The following is a 22,132-nucleotide window of genomic DNA, read 5'->3' as shown; positions in this document are numbered from 1 at the left end:
AGGGGCGAGCACCATGCGCAGACGCGCACGGCTCATGACCGCGACCGCGGCCGCCGCACTGCTCCTCGGGTGCGTCTCGGGGCCCGCGGCGTCCAAGCCAGGACCGGACCGCGCGGGCGAACGGGTCCTGGTCTTCTCCAAGACCGCCGGCTTCCGGCACGACTCGATCCCCACCGGCATCGCGACCGTCAAGGAACTCGGCGCCGCGAACGGCTTCGCCGTCGACGCCACTGAGGACGCGGCCGCCTTCACCGCCGACAACCTGGCCAAGTACGACGCCGTGGTCTGGCTGTCGACCACCGGAGACGTCCTCAACACCACACAGCAGGGAGCCTTCGAGCAGTACATCCGCGACGGCGGTGCCTACGTCGGCGTGCACGCCGCAGCCGACACCGAGTACGACTGGCCCTTCTACGGCGGGCTCACGGGCGCCTACTTCCAGTCGCACCCCGCGATCCAGCCCGCGAAGATCCACGTCGAGGACCACGCCCACCCGGCGACGGCCCACCTGGGCACCGGAACCTGGGACCGCACCGACGAGTGGTACAACTACCGCCCCAACCCCCGGGACAAGGCCCGCGTCCTCGCCTCGCTCGACGAGTCGTCGTACACAGGCGGCACGATGTCGGGCGACCACCCCATCGCCTGGTGCCAGAACGACTACCAGGGCGGCCGCTCCTTCTACACCGGCGGCGGCCACACCAAGGAGTCCTACGCCGAACCGGCGTTCCGCAGCCACCTGTTGGGCGGCATCCGCTGGGCGGTCGGCGCCGCCCAGGCCGACTGCCGGCCCGAGAAGGGCTACACGCCCCTCTTCGACGGAACGGCGGCCTCGCTGGAGAACTGGAAACAGGCGGGCCCCGGCTCGTTCGAACTGGACGAGAACGACGGAACGCTCACGACCACCGGCGGCATGGGCATGCTCTGGTACGACCGGCGCGAACTCGGCTCCTACTCCCTGAAGCTCGACTGGCGGATGCGGGGCGACGACAACTCCGGGATCTTCGTGGGCTTCCCGCCCTCCGACGACCCCTGGTCCGCCGTGAACAACGGCTACGAGATCCAGATCGACGCCACGGACGTCCCCGAGAAGACCACGGGCTCCGTCTACGGCTTCCGGTCCGCCGACCTGAAGAAGCGCGACAAGGCGCTGAACCCGCCGGGGGAGTGGAACACCTACGAGATCCGCGTCGAGGGCGAACGCCTTCGCCTCTACCTCAACGGCATCAAGATCAACGACTTCACCAACACCGACCCGGCGCGGAGCCTGCGCCAAGGGCACATCGGCATCCAGAACCACGGCGACGCCGACGAGGTCTCCTTCCGGAACATCCGGGTGAAGGACCTCCCGGCCCGCCGCTCCGGGACGCCCGCACCGACCGGCTCGGAAGCGGGCCGCTAGACGACGGCGGGCGGAGGACGCCGGACCTCCGCCCGCCGTCTTGCCCCACACGCACCCACACGCACCCGCACGATCCGCACGATCCGCACGCATCACCGTATCCCTCGGCATCCGCACGCGTGTTCCTCGACCCCGGGAACCCCCGATCGAGTTCCCGAGTCGTGTCCCGAGCTCTTGAGTCATGGCAGGAGGCAGCCGTGTCCACATCCGCGACCTCTACATCTGCGCCCTCTACTTCCCCCCTCGGGACGTCGCCCGTCGGACCCGTCGGACCCGTCGGACCTGTCGGACCTGTCGGACCTGTCGGCGTATGGCTGATCGGGGCACGCGGCTCGGTCGCCACCACGGCCGTCGCGGGCTGCGCGGCGGTGGCCGCCGGACTGCACGCGCCCACCGGCATGGTCACCGAGACCCAGCCCTTCATGGACCGCGGCCTGCCAACGTTGTCCTCCCTCGTCTTCGGCGGCCACGACACCACGAGCTGCCCCCTGCCCAAACGCGCCGAGGAACTCGCCGCCGGTGGCGTCCTGCCGCACGGCCTCCCCTCGGCGGTACGCGCCGAACTCGCCGCCGCCGACGCCGAGATACGGCCGGGCGGCCCCCAGCCGGGCGACACCCGCGGCGACGAGGAACTGATCGACGCCTTCGCCGCCGACCTACGCGATTTCGTACGCCGCCGGGGACTGGCCCGCGCGGTGGTGGTGAACGTCGCCTCCACCGAACCGCGCCCCGCGGACGACGACGAACGACTCCCCGCCAGCTCCCTCTACGCCGCGGCGGCCCTGCGCGCCGGCTGCCCCTACGTCAACTTCACCCCCTCCACGGGCCTCCACCACCCCCGCCTCGCCGAAGCGGCACGCTCTTCCGGACTGCCGCACGCAGGCCGCGACGGCAAGACGGGCCAGACCCTGCTGCGCTCGGTACTCGGCCCGATGTTCGCGCAACGTGCACTCGCCGTCCGGGCCTGGTCCGGCACGAACCTCCTCGGCGGCGGGGACGGCGCCGCCCTGGCCGACCCGGCGGCCGCCGCCGCGAAGAACGCCGGTAAGGAACGCGTCCTCGCCGACACGCTGGGCGCCGCCCCCGAGGGCGAGGTCCACATAGACGACGTGCCCTCCCTCGGCGACTGGAAGACGGCCTGGGACCACATCGCCTTCGACGGCTTCCTCGGCACGCGCATGGTCCTGCAGACCACCTGGCAGGGCTGCGACTCCTCCCTCGCCGCCCCCCTGATCCTCGACCTCGCCCGCCTCACCTCCCGCGCCCACGAGCAAGGCCTCTCCGGCCCCCTCCCCGCCCTCGCCTTCTACTTCAAGGACCCGGACACCGCAGCCCCCGCAGCCCTGGGCGAGCAATTCGCGGCACTGGTCGAGTTCGCGGAGCAGCTGGGGGGAGGGCGATGAGCGGCATGGGCGGCACGGAAGTTGGGGACGGGGGCTGTGGTCGTGCTCTCGGGTACGAGAGCCTTGGGGGACACGAGGGATTCGGGCAGCTCGGGCGACTCGGGCGACTCGGGGCGGCCGGAGGCCCCGGACGCGGGGACGGGCACGGGGCCCGGGCGGCGGAAGGCGAGCGACATGGACGCCTGGTGGTGGGGTGGCGCGGCCTGGGGTTCGGGCGCCGCCGGCTGGCGGGTGCGCGCCGGCGCGTGGTGGTGGGGTGGTGCGGCCGGGGGATCGGGTGCCGTCGGCTGGCGGGTGTGCACCGGCGTGTGGTGGTCGGGGGGCGTAGTCCCGGGTTCGGGTGTTGTCGCCCGGCGTTTGCGAACCACTGCTTGGCGGGTGCGTCCCGCCGCGTCGCCTTCGCGGGCGCCCCGTCGGTGGGTGACGTCGCATGAGCACCGGACGCGCCGTCACTCGGGCCTGGGTCGAACTGCTTCGTGTCCCTGCCCTGTTCACCGTCCCCGGTGACTCCCTCGCCGGGGCAGCGGCGACCGGACTTCGCCCCAACCATCGCACCCTCCTCGCCATCGGCTCCTCCCTCTGTCTGTACGAGGCCGGTATGGCCCTCAACGATTGGGCGGACCGTGCCGAAGACGCCGTCGAGCGCCCCGAGCGTCCTCTGCCGTCCGGCCGTATCTCCGCCCCTGCCGCTCTCGCCGCGGCGACCGTCCTTACCGCGACCGGTCTGGCCCTCGCCTCTCGCGCCGGCCGCCCGTCCCTCGCGATGGCGGGCGCCCTGGCCGGGACCGTGTGGGCCTACGACCTCGGTCTGAAGCGCACACCCGCGGGGCCCGCAGCCATGGCCGCCGCGCGCGGCCTCGACCTGCTCCTGGGCGCGACCGCCACCGCTGGTCTCGGCCATGGCCCGAGCGCCAAGGCCGCCGCGCCCTCCGCCGGTGCCCTCGCCGCCCACACCCTCGCCGTCACGGTGGTCTCCCGCCGCGAGGCCCAGGGCGGCTCCTCGGCCGCCCCCTTGGCCGCCCTGGCAGCCATGACAGCCCTGGCGTGGTGGGTGGGCGGTGGCCGTTGGGGCAACCGGGGTGGGCCTCGGGGCGGGCGGCCGGGCAGTCCGCTGGGCGGGGAGCTCCGTCCCCGGGGAGGTCAGACGGGCGGGCAGAGCCGGTTCCGGCTCGGGCTCGGGCCGGGAGGTCTTCGGGGAGGCCAGAACATCGGCGCCGCGCTCGACACCGGCCGACAGGCCCTTCGTGGCGCGTTCGCCCTCGCCTACATCGGCACCACCGCCAAGCCCCTCTTCCACGCCGCCCTCAACCCGTCACCACCCCTCACACAGCGTGCCGTCGGCGGCGGTATCCGCGCCATGATCCCGCTCCAGGCCGCGCTGGCCGCCCGCGCGGGCGCCGCCGGCACCGCGCTGCTGACCGTGGCTCTCGCCCCCGCTGCCCGCAAGTTCGCACGGAAGGTGAGCGTCACATGACGGATACGGCTCCACGACACCCCCACCCGGTCGCCGGTCTCCGTTTCGGGTACGGCACCAACGGCCTCACCGACCTCCGGCTCGACGACGCCCTCGGCCTCCTCGCCGACCTCGGCTACGCGGGCGTCGGCCTGACCCTCGACCACATGCACCTCGACCCCCTCGCCCCCGACCTTGCCGCCCGAACCCGACAGGTGGCCCGCAGACTCGACCGCCTCGGCTTGACCGCCACCGTCGAAACGGGCGCCCGCTATGTCCTCGACCCGCGCCGCAAGCACGGCCCCTCCCTCCTCGACCCCGATCCGGAACGACGGGCCGACCGTGTCCGCCTACTGACCCGCGCCGTACAGGTCGCCTCCGACCTGGGCGCCCATGCCGTGCACTGTTTCAGCGGCATCACCCCCGACGGCACCTCGGACGACATCGCGTGGACCCGGCTCGCCGATGCGCTCGGCCCCGTGCTCGACGCCGCTTCCGGTGCCGGCGTCCCGCTCGCGGTCGAGCCCGAACCCGGCCACCTCCTCTCCTCCCTCACCGACTTCCAACGACTGCGCCACGCGCTCGACGACCCCGACCCCGAACTCCTCGGCCTCACCCTCGACATCGGCCACTGCCAGTGCCTCGAACCACTCCCTCCCGCCGACTGCGTACGCGCCGCCGCCCCTTGGCTTCGACACGTCCAGATCGAGGACATGCGCCGCGGAGTCCACGAACACCTGCCCTTCGGAGACGGAGAGATCGACTTCCCGCCCGTCCTCGAAGCACTGGCCGCCGTCGGCTACCGGGGCCTGACCGTCGTCGAACTGCCCCGCCACTCCCACGCGGGCCCCGACCTCGCCGCCCGCTCCATCGACTTCCTGCGCCGAGCGGAAGCCGTTGCCTCGGCGGCGGCCACCACCGCAGTTCCCCTTCCTGTTCGTGCCGAAGGAGGTACCCCGTGACGGACGCCCCCGGGATCGTCACCCTCCGCACCCGTCTCGAAGCCGACCTCGGTGGAGCCGCCCGCGCCTGGCTCGACCAGGCCACCGCCGAGGCCGCCGCCCACGGAGGGCGCCCGGAGCAGGAGGCGCAGGGACCCCTCCCCACATGGGAGCTGAGGTTCGCCGAAGCCGGACGCCGCTGTGGCCCCGACCACGCCGACGCGGCCCGCATCCTGCTCCTGCACGCGGCCAACGCCACCCCGGCGACCCTCGCCCGCGTCTACGCCCGGGGCACCGCCGCAGAACGCCGCGCCGTCCTGCGGTCCCTGCCCCACCTGGTGCCCGGCCCCGAAGCCCTGCCCCTGGTGGAGGACGCCCTGCGCACCAACGACACGACGCTCGTCGCCGCAGCCGTCGGCCCCTACGCCGCCGCCCACCTCGCCCCGCACGACTGGCGCCACGCCGTCCTCAAGTGCCTGTTCACCGGAGTCCCCGTGGACGCCGTCGCCGACCTCCCGAGGCGCGCCCGCGGAGACGGTGAACTCGCCCGCATGCTCGGCGACTACGCGAGTGAGCGGACCGCCGCAGGCCGCACCGTCCCCGGCGATCTGCATCGCGTCCTGCGTCTGACCGCACCCGAGTCCCCCGAGCCCCCCTCGGCCCCCGCGGGCCCGCCCACCGGCGAGGAGTAGGAGCCCTGATGCGCATCTTCGACCCCCACATCCACATGACCTCCCGCACCACCGACGACTACCAGGCGATGTACGCCGCCGGTGTCCGCGCGGTCGTGGAACCCGCCTTCTGGCTCGGTCAGCCCCGCACCTCGCCCGCCTCCTTCTTCGACTACTTCGACTCCCTCCTCGGCTGGGAACCCTTCCGCGCGGCCCAGTACGGCATCGCCCACCACTGCACGATCGCCCTCAACCCCAAGGAGGCGAACGACCCCCGCTGCACGCCCGTCCTCGACGAACTGCCCCGCTATCTCGTCAAGGACAACGTCGTCGCCGTCGGAGAGATCGGCTACGACTCCATGACACCGGCCGAGGACGCCGCACTCTCCGTCCAGTTGGAGCTCGCCGCCACCCACGAGCTGCCCGCTCTTGTGCACACCCCGCACCGCGACAAGCTCGCGGGCCTGCGCCGCACCATCGATGCCGTCCGTGAGTCCGCTCTGCCCCTGGACCGCGTCCTGATCGACCACCTCAACGAGACCACCGTCAAGGAGGCCAAGGACAGCGGCTGCTGGCTGGGCTTCTCCGTCTATCCCGACACCAAGATGGACGAGGAACGGATGGTCGCCATCCTGCGTGAGTTCGGACCCGACCACGTGCTGGTCAACTCCGCGGCCGACTGGGGAAAGAGCGACCCCCTCAAGACCCGTAAGGTCGCCGACGCCATGCTGGCGAGCGGGTTCGACGAGGACGACGTCGACCTCGTGCTGTGGCGCAACCCCGTGGCTTTCTACGGTCTCAGCGGCCGGCTCCAGCTCGACGTGCGGCAACCGGACACGGTGACCCACGAGGGCAACTCCATCCTGCGCGGCGGTGCGTGAGCCATGCGCTTCCGGCATCCCGACGGCTCGACCGTCCACCTGGCCTACTGCACCAACGTCCACCCGGCCGAGGCCCTCGACGGCGTTCTCGCGCAGCTCCGCGACCACTGCGAGCCCGTGCGCAAACGGCTCGGCCGGGACCGCCTGGGCATCGGCCTGTGGCTCGCCAAGGACGCCGCCCACGCCCTCGTCACCGACCCTGCCGCACTGCGCGGGCTGCGCACCGAACTCGACCGGCGCGGCCTCGAAGTCGTCACCCTCAACGGCTTTCCCTATGAGGGCTTCGGCGCAGAACAGGTCAAGTACCGCGTCTACAAGCCCGACTGGACCGACCCGGAGCGCCTCACCCACACCACCGAACTGGCCCGGCTGCTCGCCACCCTGCTCCCGGACGACGTCACCGAAGGCACCATCTCCACCCTTCCGCTCGCCTGGCGCACCCCCTTCGACGCACTCCGCGCCGAGGCCGCCCGCACCGCCCTCACGGCGCTCGCCCAACGCCTCGACGCCCTCGCCGAACTGACCGGGCGCTCCATCCGCATCGGCCTCGAACCGGAACCCGGCTGCACCGTCGAGACCACCGCCGACGCCATCGCCCCACTCACCGCCGTCGGCCACGACCGCATCGGTGTCTGCGTCGACACCTGCCACCTCGCCACCTCCTTCGAGGAACCGGGGGCCGCCCTCGACGCTCTCGGCGCCGCCGGCGTCCCCGTCGTCAAGTCGCAGCTGTCCGCCGCGCTCCATGCCGAACACCCCCACCTTCCCGATGTACGCGAGGCCCTCGCCGCCTTCGACGAGCCCCGCTTCCTCCACCAGACCCGGACTCTCACCCGCACCGGCCTGCGCGGCACCGACGACCTCGGCGAGGCACTGGCCACCGACGTCCTGCCCGACACGGCGCCCTGGCGCGCCCACTTCCACGTCCCCCTGCACGCGGCCCCCGCCGCGCCGCTCACCTCCACGCTCCCCGTGCTCCAGGACGTACTGACCCGGCTCGTCGGCGGGCCCACCCCACTCACCCGCCACCTCGAAGTCGAGACCTACACCTGGCAGGCCCTCCCACCCGCACTGCGCCCACGCGGCCGCCCCCAGCTCGCCGAAGGCATCGCCGCCGAACTCGCCCTCGCCCGCGACCTCCTGACCGACCTCGGCCTCAAGGAACTCCCATGACTCCGACCCCCTTGCTGGTTCTCGACGTCGTCGGCCTCACCCCGCGCCTCCTCGATCACATGCCCCACCTGAAAACGCTCGGCCAGTCCGGGTCCAGGGCGCCGCTCGGCACCGTCCTGCCCGCCGTCACCTGCGCCGCCCAGTCCACCTTCCTCACCGGCACCACCCCCGCCGAACACGGCATCGTCGGCAACGGCTGGTACTTCCGAGAGCTCGGTGACGTACTCCTGTGGCGCCAGCACAACGGCCTCGTCTCCGGCGACAAGCTGTGGGACGCCGCCCGTCGCGCGCACCCCGGCTACACCGTCGCCAACATCTGCTGGTGGTACGCCATGGGCGCCGACACCGACTTCACCGTCACACCCCGCCCCGTCTACTACGCCGACGGCCGCAAAGAACCCGACTGCTACACCCGGCCCCCGGACCTCCACGATGAACTGACCGAGAAACTCGGCACGTTCCCCCTCTTCCACTTCTGGGGGCCCGGCGCCGACATCGTGTCCAGCCGCTGGATCGTGGACGCCACCCGGCACATCATCGACACCCGCCACCCCGACCTGGCCCTCTGCTACCTCCCTCACCTTGACTACGACCTGCAGCGCTTCGGCCCCGACGACCCCCGCTCCTTCCAGGCCGCCGCCGACCTGGACGCGGCCCTCGCCCCGCTCCTGGACGACGCGCGAGCGGAGGGCCGGACCGTCGTCGCCCTCTCCGAATACGGCATTACCAGGGTGAACCGGCCCGTCGACATCAACCGAGTGCTGCGCCGCGCGGGCCTGCTGGAAGTGCACACCCAGGACGGCATGGAGTACCTCGACCCGATGGCCTCGCGTGCCTTCGCCGTCGCCGATCACCAGATCGCCCACGTGTACGTCCGCCGCCCGGAAGACCTCGAGGCCGCCCGCGCCGCCCTCAAGGACGTCCCCGGCATCGAGCAGCTCCTCGACGACGAAGGCAAGAAGGCACACCACCTGGACCACCCGCGCTCCGGCGAACTCGTCGCCGTCGCCGAGCCGGATGCCTGGTTCACGTACTACTACTGGCTCGACGATGCCCGCGCGCCCGACTTCGCGCAGCTCGTCGAGATCCACCGCAAACCCGGCTACGACCCCGTCGAGCTCTTCATGGACCCGGAGGACCCGTACGTCCGTGTCAAGGCCGCGGGCGCGCTGGCCCGCAAGAAGCTCGGCATGCGCTACCGCATGGCGGTCGTGCCCCTGGATCCGTCACCTATTCGCGGCAGCCATGGCCGCCTCCCCACGAGCGAGGACGAAAGTCCGCTCATTCTGTGCTCCACCCCCCGCGCCGTCACCGGCCGCGTCGCGGCCACCGATGTGAAATCGCTCCTGCTCGACCTCGCGGGCCTGCGGTGACGACCGCTTGCCCGCGCCGCTGAATCTGCTTGATCTCCACTGAACCAGACGGCTCGGACCCTGCCATCAGGGTCCGGCCCCCAGTGATCCCTGATCCGTTCTTCGAACCCATCCCTGATGCGCCCCTGATGCAGCCGAGGAGAACCGCATGAGCCACAAGCCATCCTCCACCGATCCTGAACTCGCCCGCAGACTCAGCCGGCGCGGCATGCTCGGGGTGGCCGCCGGTACCACCGCCGCGGCCCTCGTCGGTGCGGCCGCCCCGACTGCTTCGGCGTCCACCGCCCCGGCCGGTTCCGCCGCATCGGCCGGTTCCACCGCTCCGGCCGGTTCCGCCGCGTCGGCCGCCTCCGGCAAGGGCCGCGGGCGTCCCGTCCTGCCACCCGGCCGGCTCGGCATCCAGCTCTACAGCCTCCGCGACAAGGTCTCCACCCTCGGATTCTCCGCGGTCTTCGCCGAGTTGGAGAAATACGGGTACGACGAGATCGAATTCGCCGGCTACACCCAGGGTTCGGCGGGTGCCATCACGCTTGCCCAGCTCAAAGCGCTGGCGCGCGACCACGGCCTGCACCCCATCGGGTCCCACGTCGGTTACTACGACGACAACAACCCCAACGCGTACACGTTCGCGCAGAACCTCACCAAGGTCCTCGACGACGCCGAGGCCCTCGGTCTGAAGCACATCGGCACAGCCTCGGGCCCGTTCCGCTACGGAACCACCGTCGACGCCTGGAAGCGTGCTGCGGAGGACTTCAACACGTACGGCGAAGCGGCCCGCAAGCGCGGCATGAAGTTCTACCAGCACAACCACGCCGAGGAGTTCTCCTTCGCCACCGACAAGCCGAAGGTCCGGCTCTACGACGTCCTCCTTGCCGAGACCGACCCCGACTTCGTGTATCTGGAAATGGACATCTACTGGGCGTACAGCGCCCAGTTCCGGTACGGCAAACGGCCCGACGGCACCCCCGCCCCGTTCGAACCGCTCGACTACGTACTGAAGCAGCCCCACCGATACCCGCTGTTCCACGTCAAGGACGGCATCCGTGACGAGACCACCCGCGACGGCTACCGCATGACGGACGTCGGAGACGGCGACATCGACTACAAGAAGTTCCTGTCGAAGGTGACCGCGCGCACCCACCACGGCAAGCGCTATCACCACTGGCAGACCGAGCACGACAACCCCGTCGAGTCCTATGCCTTCGCCCGCAAGTCCAGTGAGCACCTGCACTCGCTGCGTACCGGCCGCTGCGGAGACTGACCGTACGACGACGCGGAGACTGACCGTACGACGACGCGGAGACCGACCGTACGACGACACGGAGGGGGCCCTCCCGCCGGCCGGCGGGAGGGTGCTTGGCTCAGCCGATGCCCTGCCGGTCCGGCAGCAGGGCGAACATGCGGTCCGCCGCTTCCGGTACCGAGCGTTCCACGGCCTGCGCGAGGAGCTCTCGGTGCCGCAGCAGCGGTTCGCGCCGCTCCTCGGGGACGAGCAGCAGCAGATCGTCGAGTCCGGCCAGCATGCGCCGGGTCACCTGGGGGTTACCGACCGCGTTCCCCCTGATCTCGGCGAACCCCAGGTCGACCAGAGCGGTCCAGTCCGGTACCGACTGGACGAGGCGCACCGCCCCGCGCCGGTCGCGGTGCCCGAGCGCCCCCAGCGGGTACGGGGCGATCGACGCCAGGAACTGCACGATGCGGTCCAGGGCCTGTACGGCGGTCGTCGGATCGTTCACGGCGGGTGACAGGGCCCGCAGTGCGATGTCGGACAGCTGTCGCAGACCGAAACCGAGGTCTTGGTGGAAGGTGCGCTCCACCCCGACGGACACGGTGTACCCGAGCGCCCGCCGCGAGGGCGCCGGCCCGCCGTGCACCGTGAACACGGGGGTGCCCGGCACCACGAAGTCGCCGATCCTGGGGATCAGCCGCAGCACGACCCCCTGGCGCCGGGCCGCCCGCACCGCCCGTGCGATGTTCACGTCCCGCAGCACGCCCGCCCTGCCGTGATGCGTGACACGGGCGGTCTCCGGACCGAGTTGCTCCGTGTCCACCGGGAGCTCCGTGGGCTGCTTCACGGCGACCCGGAACGACTCGCGGGCGATCCTGTCGATCACGAAACCGATCCGCATCATCCGGACCGTCCCGTTCACGTACGCCACGAACAGCAGCAGGCTGAGCAGCACCATCACCATCGCAAGCACCGACTCGACGAGAGGCACGCTCGTCAGGAGCCGGGGGTCCTGTTCGCTGTCGAACGAGGTGAGCGTCAGCAGGGAGAACAGGAACGTCGTCATGAACACGGTCAGCGTGATCTTGGTGATGCGGGACCGTACGTACAACCGCACCACCCGGGGACTGAACTGGCCGCTGGCCATCTGGACGGCCACGAGCGAGATGCTGAAGACGACACCGATGAACGTCATCATGGCGCTGCCGATGGTGCTGATCACCGCCTTGGCGTCATCGGCGATGCCCATCAGCTCCTCGATCCGGTCGTACTCCCCTCCGTCCCGCAGCGCCGAGACGATCTGTGTGTCCAGCTCCGCCGCGACCAGCCACAGGATCATGACGCCCAGAAGCCCGGCGGTCGGCGCGAACCACATGGTGTCCCGCAGGTGCTCGCGCAGGGGGGAGAGCATCCGGGGCCGACGAACCCGCACGTCGCCGAGCATCCCAGTCGTACCGGTAATCGAACCGTCACTCATGGTGCGACTCTAGGCGGGGTGGCGGCGGTCACCGCGCATCCGGCGGTCGGCGGGCGGATACGCAGGTGAAAGGCACTCCGAAACCTTGGTATTGTTGTCCATGTCGCCGCGGGGAACACCCCGCACGGCGGCAGACACCTAGTCCGGGTGGCGGAATGGCAGACGCGCTAGCTTGAGGTGCTAGTGCCCTTTATCGGGCGTGGGGGTTCAAGTCCCCCCTCGGACACCAGCTGAGACCCCAGTTCACCTGGGGTTTTTGCTTTTCTGGGGTGTGGCGTGACCAACCACGTGACTAACCACGTGACCAACAGCCCAGAGAGTGGCTCTTTCGTTGCTTCGGCCCTACTTGGCCCGTTCGACCAGGGCGACCGATGTGCACAGACGTCGGAACCGGTTGTGCTGGGTCCGACCGGTGTGGCTCATGCACTCCATATCCACGGTCGCGCCGTCCGCCGAAGGCTTGGCCTCCCAGCCGCACGTCAGGCACTTGGCCTCGAACGTCACTTCCGTATCCGGCTGCTGAGCGATCCGGTGCTTCGTGTACCGCAGAATTGAGCGGGTCATCGTGCGCGGTCCCCCTCATCAGGTGTGGGCGGTCGTCGGTGGGGTCTGCGTGTCCCGGTTACCTCACCGGGCAGTCCAGTTCCGGCCTGGTGCGATTCGGCGAGCAGCACACGAGGGCCAGGGACAGGTACGAGGGGCGTTCGAGGTAGAAGCCGTGGGAGACGTCTCCACCTCGACCCAGCCGTTCTGCAGCGGAGTGGACCAGTAGCGCCAGCCGCGTACTTTCGCGGTCCGATTGGGAGGCGAACCGGGGCGCGTACTCGGCCAGTTGTCGCCCGAGCCATTCCGCCGCTTCCTTCGGCTCTTTCCAGGTGCCGCGCACGAGCTTCGCGGGCTTGATCAGCCAGTGCGCCGTTTCCAGTGGCGGCAGATCCACGGTCGGGAACTCCGCCTTCACTTCCTTGTACCGCGCGATCAGCTCCGGCTTGTCGGCCGGTGGTGGATCAGGGTGCGGGGGCCGTCGCATGGCCTCGTCGTCGAACCGTTGCTTGGAGCCGGTCCACAGGTAGCCGTGGTGGTGCAACTGTCGTCCCGTTCAGTGCAGGGAGAGGAGGAGCGCCCGACCGGCCCTGTCTCTCGGGGGTGAGCCAGGGCCGGGGGCGCCAGGGATGGCCGTCAGGCGGACAGGACGAAGCGGGCCGGGTCGATGCCGGCCGAGTTCAGTTCCTCGGTGGTGAAGTGCAACGGCTCCGCACCGGGCCGCTTGCTGTCGCCCAACGCCCACGCGTCGGGGCCGATCTTCGCCAGCGTGGCGCAGGACTCGCCATCCGGATGCGTATTGCCCCCGCACGCCTTGTAGAACGTGGTGCCGTCGAGGGGGAGGCTGTACAGGTCGGTTCCGGTTTCGGGCATGGTGTGCCTTCCTGTGTGGTCAGTGCTGGGGTGGACTTAGAGCCGGTACTGATCCGTTTCCGATACGTACAAGACGCCCGGCCCAACAGCCGTCGCGTCTCCCGAGAGAGCTCGTGCAGCATCGACCTGGCGTTGCCCTTCATGGCGTTGGTCAGGCTGTCGACCAGTAGGGCGGCCTCGGACGGGAGCAGAACCATCTCGGTGTCCGCCACGTGCCGACCGTTCTTCGTCAGCCACATAGGCGCGCGAATGTTCCCGTTTGTCGGTCGGCATGTACGCATCGTTCTCGCGGGCGACGCCCCCGATCCACAAGCTTGCATGAGCTTGCACGGCAATTAGCGTGGCCAGTCGCTGTATTGACGCGGTCTCTGCTGGTCGGCGATGCTCGTGCAAGTCCGAGCAAGCCCCTAGGCCAGGGAGCCAGCCATGGCTGCGAAGTTCGTCGGCATCGACCCTGACACTGACCGGGACCACTGCCCCACCGTGTGGGCGGACGAGGAAGCCCAGGAGATCTTGGTGCAGGGGTGGAAGCCGACCCCAGAGACGCAGGCGGAATGCGAGGGCACCAGTCCCGCGAATGGTCCGGTGCCCGACAGCGAGGCCATCGTCAGGATTCCGGCCCGGATGATTCCGATGATCAGGGAGGCGTGTGATGCCGTCGAGCGTGCCCAGCTTCGCTGAGCTGCTTGGCCAGTGCGAGCGATCCGCCGTCCACCTGGAGCTGCGCGACTCGTACGCCACAACGGACCGCTTTGAGGCGTGGAAGCGTGGCGAGCGGATCAATTGGGAGGATCGCGAGTCCTGGTGGCACCCCTATGACCAAATGATCGCTGACACAGTGGCCAGAGGCGTAGCGATCCGAAGGGCGCGGGTGGTCTCCGAGCCGGTCTCGGAGTACATCCGCTGGGAGCACTACGTCACCCACGCCAACGTCACGGCAGGTGAGCGAGTCCGCTGGCTGCCACGGCGACGGGCCACAACCGTCGCCCTGCCGGGGAACGACTTCTGGCTGTTCGATGACACCGTGCTCCGGGTGCACCACTTCTCGGGCGATGGCGCGGTGGTGGAGGACGAGATCACGGCCGATCCGGAAGCCGTGGAGCTGTGCTCCGCCGCGTTCGAAGCGGTCTGGGAGCGAGCGATCCCGCACCACCAGTACAAGATCTGACGAGAGCCAGCTTCATGACCCCGCACCCCTCTTCACGCGTCCAGAGGGCCCGAGAGAATCTTTCGGGCCGTCTGAGTGAGATCCGGAAGGACGCGGGGATCAGCGGGCGTGAGCTGGCTGTCAGGTGCGGCTGGTCAGAGTCGAAGTCGTCCCGGATCGAGAACGCCAAGACGCCTCCGTCCGACGCCGACATCCGAGCGTGGTGCCGGGCCTGCGCCGCTGAGGAACAAGCGCCCGATCTGATCGCGGCCAACAGGCAGTCCGCTGAGGCACATGTGGAGTGGAAGCGGCTCCAGCGAACGGGTCTCCGGAGACTCCAAGAGAGCACCGGCGACCTGTACCGACAAACTAAGGCCTTCCGCGTCTACGTATCCGACGTGATTCCCGGATTCCTTCAGACTCCGGGGTACGCCTCCGCGTTGCTCTCCTCTATTTCGGATTTCCGTGGGACACCGGATGACGTGAGCGACGCCGTGACAGCTCGGATACGGCGTAACGAGGTGTTGAGCAAGGGCGGACGCCGGTTCTCCTTCGTGTTGGAGGAGTCGGTGTTGCGATACCGGTTGTGCGGTGCCGACACCATGGCGGCGCAGCTTGGTCACCTGCTCGGGGTCATGGAACTTCAGAACGTCGCAGTGGGCATCGTTCCGTTCTCGGAACAGCGGGTCATCTGGCCCATGCCGACCTTCACGATCTTCGACGACCAGAGGGTGCACGCTGACACGCTGGATGCCGCCTCCACCCTCACACAGCCGAGTCAGGTCGAGCTGTACGCCCGTGCCTTTGAACGCCTCTCTCAGCAGGCCGCTCGGGGAGCGGCGGCTCGCTCTCTCATTGCGGGCGCGGTGGCAGCCCTGGGCTGACCAGAGACTCACGTCCCCCCTCGGACACCAGCCAGATCCCCACGGTTCCTCGTGACCCGTGGGGATCTGTCGTTTACGGAGTCGTTTACGGAGTCGTTTCCGCAGGGTCGGGATGGGGCGTCGGCCGGGTCGCTACGGATTGACGCAGGTGATCGAGCCGACCGGCAGGTCGTTCCCGGTCGAGGTGGCGGTGAAGCCGAACGTCACGGTGCCGTCCGGTGGGATGGTGCGGTTGTGGTCGACGTTCTTGACCGTGACCGTGCCGTCGGAGCCGGTGCTCAGGGTGCCGTTCCAGACCTGGTTGATCTTGGCGCCGGTACCTGGCTCCCAGCGCACGGCCCATCCGTCGCGCGCGGTGGTGTTGTGGTTCATGACCTCGACAGACCCCTGGAAGCCGCCGTTCCAGGAGTTCGTCACCTTGTAGAGGGCCATGCAACCGGTGTGCGGGTCGGTCGGCGTGGGCGTCGGTGGCGGCGTGGTGGGAGGGGGACCCCCGGCACCGTCGCGGATGCCCGTCACTTCGCCGTTGCCCCCGTCGAAGACGATGTCCGAGCAGGAGAAGAAGTTCTCCTGGCTGTCCGACCGCACCCACTGGATGAACATCATCGCGTCACCGGAGCGGCCCGACGGCAGCTTCAGGTCCCAGTAGTAGTGACCGGACTCGCTGCCCACCGGCCCGGACTGCGGCGGGTTGGTGACGGTCTGGACGAGTTCCAGGTCGTCCCAGCCCAGCGCCTTCGTGGGCGAGTAGCCGGGCTTGGAGACGTACACGCGGAAGTCTCCGGGATGCGCCGCCCAGTTGCTGTGCTTGATCTTGATCGTCGAACCGGAGGTGAGGTGCGTCCGGGGCCAGTCGGCACGTGCGGCGTTGTAACCGGTGAAGTTGTACGGGGAGCGGTCGCCGGCGCTGCACAATTTGCCGTCAGGGACATAGCCCGGGCCGCGACCGCCCGCGTTGGAGTCGAGCACGGCGAACCAGTTGTACAGCGCGTTCGCGCCGCTCTCCGCGAGCGCCGCCTTGCACGCCGGGTTCGTCGGGTCGAGGGCGCCGGTACTGGTCCTGGCGTCCAGATAGCAGAGGTACGTCCGTGACCCGGGCGTCATCGTCACGCCGTGCGCCTGCGCGCTGTTCTGGCCGGTCAGGACCAGACCGAGCCCGCCGAGCAGGGTGGCCAGCACCGCGAGTAAGGACAGTGGTCGTCTCTTGCTTCGAGTCATGCTCAGAGTCATGGCGTTTCACTTTCCTGGTCGTCTTCTGTCGTGCCGGGCGTCCGTCCCTCGTCGACCGTCGGGTGGGCGTTGCGTACGAGCATGGAGAACTGGTCGTGGAACCAGTGGCCGGCCAGCGGCGCGTCCGGCATGGCGCCGGTCGGGTTGCCGCCCGCGTTGGGCGCTGTGTGGTCCGGGTCGCACATCGGGTCCGGACGCTTGCCCTCGTCGTTCGGGATGTCCTTGCTCGCGCCGTCCGATTCCCCCGGCGGCTTGACCCACAGGAACGCGTCGAGGTGCGAGTCCGGGGAGTCGGCGGGCGCCGCCTGCGGGGGCGGGCCGAGGCCCGCGCCGTTGACGTTGCACCACAGTCCGCGGTGGGTCCGGCGGTCCACCTTGGACTGGCTGATGTAGGTGTCGAGCACCGTGCTGGTCCCCTCGGCGGTCGGGCGGTCGCTGCCACCCCAGCCGTTGCGGGAGGTGTCGATGACCATGCCGGTGGAAGCGGGCCAGCCCTGGGACACCAGCGCGGTGTACAGGGCCTTGGTGAAGTCCGACTCGTCGAAGTTCGGGTTCCACTCGTAGAACGCGCCGGATTTGATCATGTTGCCGCCGACCGTCTTGTTCGGGTCGGTGAGGAACGGCTCGGCCAGGGGCGTGTAGTTGGAGACGTTGGTGATCAGACCGTCCACGCTGCGCAGGCCGGCTCGGGTGCCTTTGACGACGTCCGTGTACAGCTGGGCGGTCTGGGCGAGGTTGGTGTCCCAGCCGAGCCAGCCGGAGTGGCCGACGTCCATGTACGTGTACACGTTCGGGATGGCGTGCAGCTTGTTCAGGGCGTACCGGGTGGCGTTCACCTGGATACCGCTGCTCTTGGCCCGGGCGCACTCCGGGTCGGAGAGGTTGGTGACCAGGTTCGGCAGGCCGTCCGGCTCGATGACCGTGGTGATGCGGATGTCCTGGTACTTGGGGTTGGCGAAGACCTTGACGATCTCGTCGATGTAGTCGGTCTTGTAGCGTGCCAAACCCTTGTGGGTGAGTGGAAGTTCGCCGTTGGAGGCGAGGGCGGCGCAGTCGCGGCCCGGCAGGTCGTACACCACGAACGAGGCGACGAGCGGCCGGCCCGGCTTCTTCTGTGCGAGTGCCAGGTCCAGGTGGTCGGCGAGGCTCTTGCGGCCCGCGTTGGCGTCGCCGCCGTGGATGGCGGCGATCCGGTCCAGCCAGACGGCCGTCGGGTAGTTCTTGACCTGCTCCATCCTGGACCTGAGTGTCGCGTCGGTGGTCTTGGCGATCGATCCGTCGACGAGGCGGGCGTAGTCCGGGTTGACGTAGAACGACGCGTCGGCGAACGGGTTGTCGACGTGCGGCTCCGCCGCCGACGCCCGGGGCGCCGCCATCTGGACCGCCGCTCCCAGCAGCAGGGTGCTCGACGCGGCGGCCAGAACGGCCGTTCGCTTGCGGTGGGGTCTGCGGGGCCGGGTGCTCGCGCGTCCGGTCTGGTCGGCCATGTGCTCTCCTCGAGTGGGGGTGGGGTGGGGTGGGGTGGGGTGGGGGCTGGGGGTGGAGGTGTGACGACGGCATCCCGGCTGCTCTGGAGGACGGTCACAGTGCAGGCCGGTGCGGTGCCGCAGCGGGCGGCGGGGACAGAGACCGCACCGGGCGACGAGGGCGGACACCGCACCAGCAGCGCGGACTTAACCGGTGGAGCAGGCGGAACCGACAGAGCGGGCGGAGCAGGTGGAGCAGGTGGAGCAGGCGGAACCGACGGAACAGGCGGAACCGTTCAAGGCCCGGCTGGTCCGGCTCACCGGCCCGGGCCGGCACCGCCGATGTTCACGGCGGAGGAGAAGGAGTTCACCGACAGCCCGGCGCCGTTCTGCCACGGCTCGAAGCCGGCCTGCACGCTGGTCAGATACCAGTCGCGCTGCGCCATGCCCCGGGCGACGGCCTGGTCGACGAAGTCCATGACGTCGAAGCTCCAGCTCGCGATCGCCGACGGGGCGACGAAGGAGATCACGTCGTTGGAGCCGTTGCTGCCGGTCCATACCTCCCAGGTGCGCCCGCCGACGGCGGCCGTGCCGACCCGGGAGCCGATGGGCTGAATGGGTCCGACCCGGTTGAACCAGATCATGATCTCGGTCCTGTTGACGCCGTCGGTGCGGGGCGTCGGGTCCAGCCAGATGTCGTACGAGGCGTTGAACACGGCACCTGAGACGAAACCGTAGGAGATGCTGCTGGGTGCGCTGGAGACGGTGCTGATCTGCGCGGGGAGCCTGGTCCCCGGTGAACAGACGGTGTAGTGGCAGCCGTTGAAGACCGACGGGTACGACTTGGGGGCGCCGTTGGTGGGCACCGAGCCGTCGGCCCGGGCGACCCGGAAGCCGGTTCCGGTGGCGGTGACGCACTGGGTGGCGCCGGTGCCCCAGCGGTTGTTCTGGACGACGTAGCGTTCCTGGATCACGGTGGTTCCGAAGGGTTCGCAGATCGTCGTGTCGGCCTGGGCGGGCGGGCCGCCGACGAGGAGCGCGGCCACCGTGGCGAGAGCGGTGAGCAGTGTGCCTGACAGGGCGCGGACGGTGCGGAGGCGATGCGGCGAGGATCGCATGCGGGAGCCTCTTTCCGAGGGGGCCGGATCTCACAGGGGATTCACAGGGAATTTCACGGGGGGTGCTGCGCGACCAGGGGGCGTCGCGAGCAGAGGGTGCGGTGCTGCGCGAACTGCGGGAGCGGTTCGGCCTCCTTGGAGGTGGGAGCGCTCCCACTTTCGGGACTGTAAGAGTCCGACGGTGCCATGACAACCCCGAGCGTCAATTCGTCGAAGGGAACGCAGATCGTCGAGGGTGCTGAGGCGGTGATCGCCGCGACCGCCGCGACCGCCGCGATCGCCTCGTGTCGGCCTGTATTGCCCACGGACGAACACGACTTCGCCTGCGGCGAGCGAAAGCGGCCATCCGGCGGGCAGATCCGGCCGACGGCGTCCGGCAGCGTCCGACCGGTGGGCGGGGCGGCCGCGAGGGCATGTGTCGGACCCTCTCGTCGGCGGACAGTCGACCAAGTGAGCTGGCACGACGCCGCAGAATGCGCCGGAGCCCTGGCGCGTCCGCCGGTTTCCCGGACCGCGACGGCGTGCGGAGTGCGTTCCCGTACGCTCCCGGGGCGCTGTCGCCGGCAGGGCGGGCGTCCGCCGACCAGTGGGTGCCCTGCGCGGCGCGGTGTCGCGATACGAGGGGCTGGAACGGTTCTAGGGCGGCGACTGTGCCCCCGGTGAGCAGTACACCAAGCCGGTGTTCACGTACTCCCCGTACGCGGGCGGGTGTTCGGTCATCGGCGGCCACGTCCACCGCGGCAAGAAGTACGCTGACCTGGCCGAGGGTACGACGTATCTCGCCACCGACTGCTGCTCCTCCACCGTCCGGGCGCTGCGCCCCGACGGCAGCGGCGGCTACGAGCAGGCGGAGATCGGCGAGATAGCCGAGGGCGACGCGCCCGCCCGGCGAGGCAACAGCTCACCACCGCCGCGCTTCCTGCTCCACGGGGACGCCTGTGTCATGGGGCGGTGAGGGCGGTGAGGGCGGTGAGGGCGGTCAGGGCGGTAAGGGCGGTGGCCGGTCGTCACGGGTGGCTGTCGTTCTCGGCCCACAGCGACCGCACGTGGCCGAGATGCCGCGCCATGCACTTCTCCGCGGCCTCGGCGTCGCCCGACAGCATGAGGTCGAGGAGTTCGACGTGCTCCTCGGCCGACGGGGTCAGCTGGTCGCGTTCGTCCAGGGTCGTCAGGCCGTAGAGGCGGGAGCGCTTGCGGAGGTCACCGACCGTCTCGACCAGCCGGTCGTTGCCCGAGAGGGCGAGGAGTGAGAGGTGGAAGCGGCGGTCTGCCTCCAGATAGGCGATGAGGTCGTGGTCGCGGGCGGCGCGCACGATCTCCTCGGCGACCGGGCGCAGCACCTCCAGGTCCTCGCGGGCCGCGGTGCGGGTGATCCGGCCGATCATGGGGACCTCGATCAGGCCGCGGATCTCCGTGTACTGGTCGAGGTCGCGCTCATTGACCTCGGTGACGCGGAAGCCCTTGTTGCGGACCGGTTCGACCAGGCCCTCCCTGGCCAGGTCGAGCATCGCCTCGCGCACCGGCGTCGCCGAGATGCCGAAGTCCTCGGCGAGGCCGGGCGCGGAGTAGATCTCGCCGGGGCGCAGTTCGCCGGAGATCAGGGCGGCGCGCAGGGCGTGGCCGACCTGGTCGCGCAGCCGCTCCCTGGTGGTGATGAGGTTCTTCTGCTTCAGGTGCCCCATGGTGTCCCCTCCGGTGGATCCCGCGCCCGCGCGGATCACCAAAGTACAATGTCACGTGGCAAGTTGGTGGCCCGAGAGGTGCTCCGGAGGCGCCCGGGAGGCGCACCGGGGTGCTCCGGAGGGGACGGGGGGGGCTCAGAGCAGGAAACCCGCCGGGAAAGGGTCGTCTGGGTCCAGGAAGTACTGGGCGGTGCCCGTGATCCAGGCACGCCCGGTGATCCGGGGGACGACCGCGGGCAGACCCGCCACCTCCGTCTCGGCCACCAGCCGCCCGGTGAACTCCGTGCCGATGAAGGACTCGTTGACGAAGTCGCGGCCCAGCGGGAGCTCCCCGCGAGCGTGCAGCTGTGCCATCCGCGCGGATGTGCCCGTTCCGCACGGCGACCGGTCGAACCAGCCCGGGTGGATCGCCATGGCGTGCCGTGAGCGGTGGGCGTCCGAGCCCGGCGCGGCCAGATAGACGTGCTTCACCCCGGCGATCTCCGGATGCTCGGGGTGCGCCGGGCGGTCCGGTGACGCGTTGATCGCGTCCATGACGGCGAGACCCGCCGCGAGCAGGTCGTCCTTGCGGGCCCGGTCGAAGGGCAGTCCCAGCGCGTCGAGTTGGACGAACGCGTAGAAGTTTCCGCCGTACGCCATGTCGTACGTCACCGTGCCGTGCCCCGGCACCTCGACCTTGCGGTCCAGGGCGGCACAGAAGGCGGGAACGTTGGTGAGCGTCGCCGATGTGGCCGCGCCGTCGGTCACACGTACGTCCACGGAGACGAGGCCCGCCGGAGTGTCGAGACGCACCGTCGTGACCGGCTCGGTGACCTGGACCATGCCGGTCTCCACCAGAACTGTGGCCACCCCTATGGTGCCGTGGCCGCACATGGGGAGGAGCCCGGACACCTCTATGTAGAGGACGCCGTAGTCGGCGTCGGGGCGGGTCGGGGGCTGGAGGATGGCGCCGCTCATCGCGGAGTGGCCGCGCGGCTCGTACATCAGGAGGGTGCGGAGGTGGTCGAGGTGTTCGATGAAGTGGAGCCTGCGGTCGGCCATGGTGGCGCCGGGGATCACGCCGATGCCGCCGGTGACGACGCGCGTGGGCATGCCTTCGGTGTGCGAGTCGACGGCGTGGAAGACGTGACGGGTGCGCATGGGTCCCTTCCGGTTCTCTTCTCGGGCGTTCTCGTCTCGGGGCAGGG

At 70.0% G+C, this 22,132-nt stretch carries 21 protein-coding genes, 1 tRNA gene and 1 pseudogene; 14 read left to right on the top strand and 9 right to left on the bottom strand.

Going from position 1 to position 22,132, the window contains the following annotated elements:
• The first annotated feature begins 13 nt into the window (after window positions 1–13).
• The 9 genes from AB0N81_RS23180 to AB0N81_RS23140 all read left to right on the top strand — a co-directional run bounded on the left by AB0N81_RS23180 (window position 14) and on the right by AB0N81_RS23140 (window position 10,558).
• Window positions 14–1,402 carry a ThuA domain-containing protein gene (locus AB0N81_RS23180; RefSeq protein ID WP_365361240.1) on the top strand — a complete coding sequence of 463 codons (1,389 nt, stop codon included), beginning with the start codon at window positions 14–16 and terminating at the stop codon, window positions 1,400–1,402.
• Window positions 1,403–1,599: 197 nt separating this feature from the next.
• On the top strand, window positions 1,600–2,805 hold the full coding sequence (locus AB0N81_RS23175) for an inositol-3-phosphate synthase (RefSeq protein WP_365361238.1): 1,206 nt from the start codon (window positions 1,600–1,602) through the stop codon (window positions 2,803–2,805).
• A gap of 430 nt (window positions 2,806–3,235) precedes the next feature.
• Window positions 3,236–4,279: an SCO3242 family prenyltransferase gene (locus tag AB0N81_RS23170; protein WP_365361236.1), complete on the top strand. Its 1,044-nt coding sequence runs from the start codon at window positions 3,236–3,238 to the stop codon at window positions 4,277–4,279.
• Window positions 4,276–5,220, top strand: a complete 945-nt coding sequence (locus tag AB0N81_RS23165; protein ID WP_365361234.1) for a sugar phosphate isomerase/epimerase family protein — start codon at window positions 4,276–4,278, stop codon at window positions 5,218–5,220. Before AB0N81_RS23170 ends, AB0N81_RS23165 begins: the two co-directional genes overlap by 4 nt.
• Entirely contained in the window at window positions 5,217–5,891 is a 675-nt protein-coding gene (locus tag AB0N81_RS23160; protein WP_365361232.1) for an EboA domain-containing protein, read from the top strand. The genes AB0N81_RS23165 and AB0N81_RS23160 overlap by 4 nt, the downstream gene beginning before the upstream one ends.
• 8 nt (window positions 5,892–5,899) lie before the next feature.
• Window positions 5,900–6,751 (top strand): TatD family hydrolase, encoded by an 852-nt coding sequence (locus AB0N81_RS23155; RefSeq protein ID WP_365361230.1) that lies wholly within the window; start codon window positions 5,900–5,902, stop codon window positions 6,749–6,751.
• A 3-nt stretch (window positions 6,752–6,754) separates the two neighbouring features.
• Window positions 6,755–7,924, top strand: coding sequence for a metabolite traffic protein EboE (gene eboE, locus AB0N81_RS23150; RefSeq protein ID WP_365361228.1), 1,170 nt, complete (start codon window positions 6,755–6,757; stop codon window positions 7,922–7,924).
• Window positions 7,921–9,297: a nucleotide pyrophosphatase/phosphodiesterase family protein gene (locus AB0N81_RS23145; RefSeq protein ID WP_365361226.1), complete on the top strand. Its 1,377-nt coding sequence runs from the start codon at window positions 7,921–7,923 to the stop codon at window positions 9,295–9,297. Before eboE ends, AB0N81_RS23145 begins: the two co-directional genes overlap by 4 nt.
• A gap of 148 nt (window positions 9,298–9,445) precedes the next feature.
• Window positions 9,446–10,558 (top strand): sugar phosphate isomerase/epimerase, encoded by a 1,113-nt coding sequence (locus AB0N81_RS23140; protein ID WP_365361224.1) that lies wholly within the window; start codon window positions 9,446–9,448, stop codon window positions 10,556–10,558.
• 100 nt (window positions 10,559–10,658) lie between these two features.
• Here the strand turns inward: AB0N81_RS23140 and AB0N81_RS23135 are convergent, their stop codons facing one another.
• Window positions 10,659–11,969, bottom strand: coding sequence for a DUF2254 domain-containing protein (locus tag AB0N81_RS23135; protein WP_365361598.1), 1,311 nt, complete (start codon window positions 11,967–11,969; stop codon window positions 10,659–10,661).
• A gap of 174 nt (window positions 11,970–12,143) precedes the next feature.
• On the opposite strand from AB0N81_RS23135, the gene AB0N81_RS23130 reads away from it, so the two are divergent.
• Window positions 12,144–12,231, top strand: a tRNA-Leu gene (locus tag AB0N81_RS23130).
• A 113-nt stretch (window positions 12,232–12,344) separates the two neighbouring features.
• On the opposite strand, the gene AB0N81_RS23125 is transcribed toward AB0N81_RS23130, so the two are convergent.
• The 3 genes from AB0N81_RS23125 to AB0N81_RS23115 all read right to left on the bottom strand — a co-directional run bounded on the left by AB0N81_RS23125 (window position 12,345) and on the right by AB0N81_RS23115 (window position 13,418).
• On the bottom strand, window positions 12,345–12,566 hold the full coding sequence (locus tag AB0N81_RS23125) for a hypothetical protein (RefSeq protein WP_365361222.1): 222 nt from the start codon (window positions 12,564–12,566) through the stop codon (window positions 12,345–12,347).
• Between the two features lie 58 nt (window positions 12,567–12,624).
• Window positions 12,625–13,089: a hypothetical protein gene (locus AB0N81_RS23120; protein WP_365361220.1), complete on the bottom strand. Its 465-nt coding sequence runs from the start codon at window positions 13,087–13,089 to the stop codon at window positions 12,625–12,627.
• A 92-nt stretch (window positions 13,090–13,181) separates the two neighbouring features.
• Entirely contained in the window at window positions 13,182–13,418 is a 237-nt protein-coding gene (locus AB0N81_RS23115) for a DUF397 domain-containing protein (RefSeq protein WP_365361218.1), read from the bottom strand.
• A gap of 426 nt (window positions 13,419–13,844) precedes the next feature.
• On the opposite strand from AB0N81_RS23115, the gene AB0N81_RS23110 reads away from it, so the two are divergent.
• From AB0N81_RS23110 to AB0N81_RS23100, 3 genes are read left to right on the top strand one after another with little or no spacing between them, the layout of a single operon-like run.
• Window positions 13,845–14,099 (top strand): hypothetical protein, encoded by a 255-nt coding sequence (locus tag AB0N81_RS23110; protein ID WP_365361216.1) that lies wholly within the window; start codon window positions 13,845–13,847, stop codon window positions 14,097–14,099.
• Entirely contained in the window at window positions 14,071–14,586 is a 516-nt protein-coding gene (locus AB0N81_RS23105; RefSeq protein WP_365361214.1) for a DUF6879 family protein, read from the top strand. Before AB0N81_RS23110 ends, AB0N81_RS23105 begins: the two co-directional genes overlap by 29 nt.
• Before the next feature lie 14 nt (window positions 14,587–14,600).
• A complete protein-coding gene (locus tag AB0N81_RS23100) occupies window positions 14,601–15,449 on the top strand; it encodes a helix-turn-helix transcriptional regulator (protein ID WP_365361212.1) in 849 nt (282 codons plus the stop codon).
• Window positions 15,450–15,581: 132 nt separating this feature from the next.
• Here the strand turns inward: AB0N81_RS23100 and AB0N81_RS23095 are convergent, their stop codons facing one another.
• From AB0N81_RS23095 to AB0N81_RS23085, 3 genes and pseudogenes are all read right to left on the bottom strand, one after another.
• A complete protein-coding gene (locus AB0N81_RS23095) occupies window positions 15,582–16,667 on the bottom strand; it encodes a lytic polysaccharide monooxygenase (RefSeq protein WP_365361210.1) in 1,086 nt (361 codons plus the stop codon).
• A gap of 8 nt (window positions 16,668–16,675) precedes the next feature.
• Window positions 16,676–18,166, bottom strand: coding sequence for a glycoside hydrolase family 6 protein (locus tag AB0N81_RS23090; RefSeq protein WP_365361209.1), 1,491 nt, complete (start codon window positions 18,164–18,166; stop codon window positions 16,676–16,678).
• A 314-nt stretch (window positions 18,167–18,480) separates the two neighbouring features.
• A pseudogene (locus tag AB0N81_RS23085) lies at window positions 18,481–19,263 on the bottom strand (glycosyl hydrolase family 5); the annotation flags it as partial.
• Window positions 19,264–19,942: 679 nt separating this feature from the next.
• On the opposite strand from AB0N81_RS23085, the gene AB0N81_RS23080 reads away from it, so the two are divergent.
• Window positions 19,943–20,218 carry a hypothetical protein gene (locus AB0N81_RS23080; protein ID WP_365361207.1) on the top strand — a complete coding sequence of 92 codons (276 nt, stop codon included), beginning with the start codon at window positions 19,943–19,945 and terminating at the stop codon, window positions 20,216–20,218.
• A 52-nt stretch (window positions 20,219–20,270) separates the two neighbouring features.
• Here AB0N81_RS23080 and AB0N81_RS23075 read toward each other — a convergent pair whose 3' ends face one another.
• Both AB0N81_RS23075 and AB0N81_RS23070 read right to left on the bottom strand, forming a co-directional pair.
• Window positions 20,271–20,945 (bottom strand): GntR family transcriptional regulator, encoded by a 675-nt coding sequence (locus tag AB0N81_RS23075; RefSeq protein WP_365361205.1) that lies wholly within the window; start codon window positions 20,943–20,945, stop codon window positions 20,271–20,273.
• Between the two features lie 135 nt (window positions 20,946–21,080).
• Window positions 21,081–22,085 (bottom strand): proline racemase family protein, encoded by a 1,005-nt coding sequence (locus AB0N81_RS23070; protein WP_365361203.1) that lies wholly within the window; start codon window positions 22,083–22,085, stop codon window positions 21,081–21,083.
• Window positions 22,086–22,132 lie beyond the last annotated feature (47 nt).

It is taken from the genome of Streptomyces sp. NPDC093510, assembly GCF_040683555.1.
Classification (GTDB): Bacteria; Actinomycetota; Actinomycetes; order Streptomycetales; family Streptomycetaceae; genus Streptomyces.
This window is presented reverse-complemented; position numbering and strand designations above follow the sequence as displayed.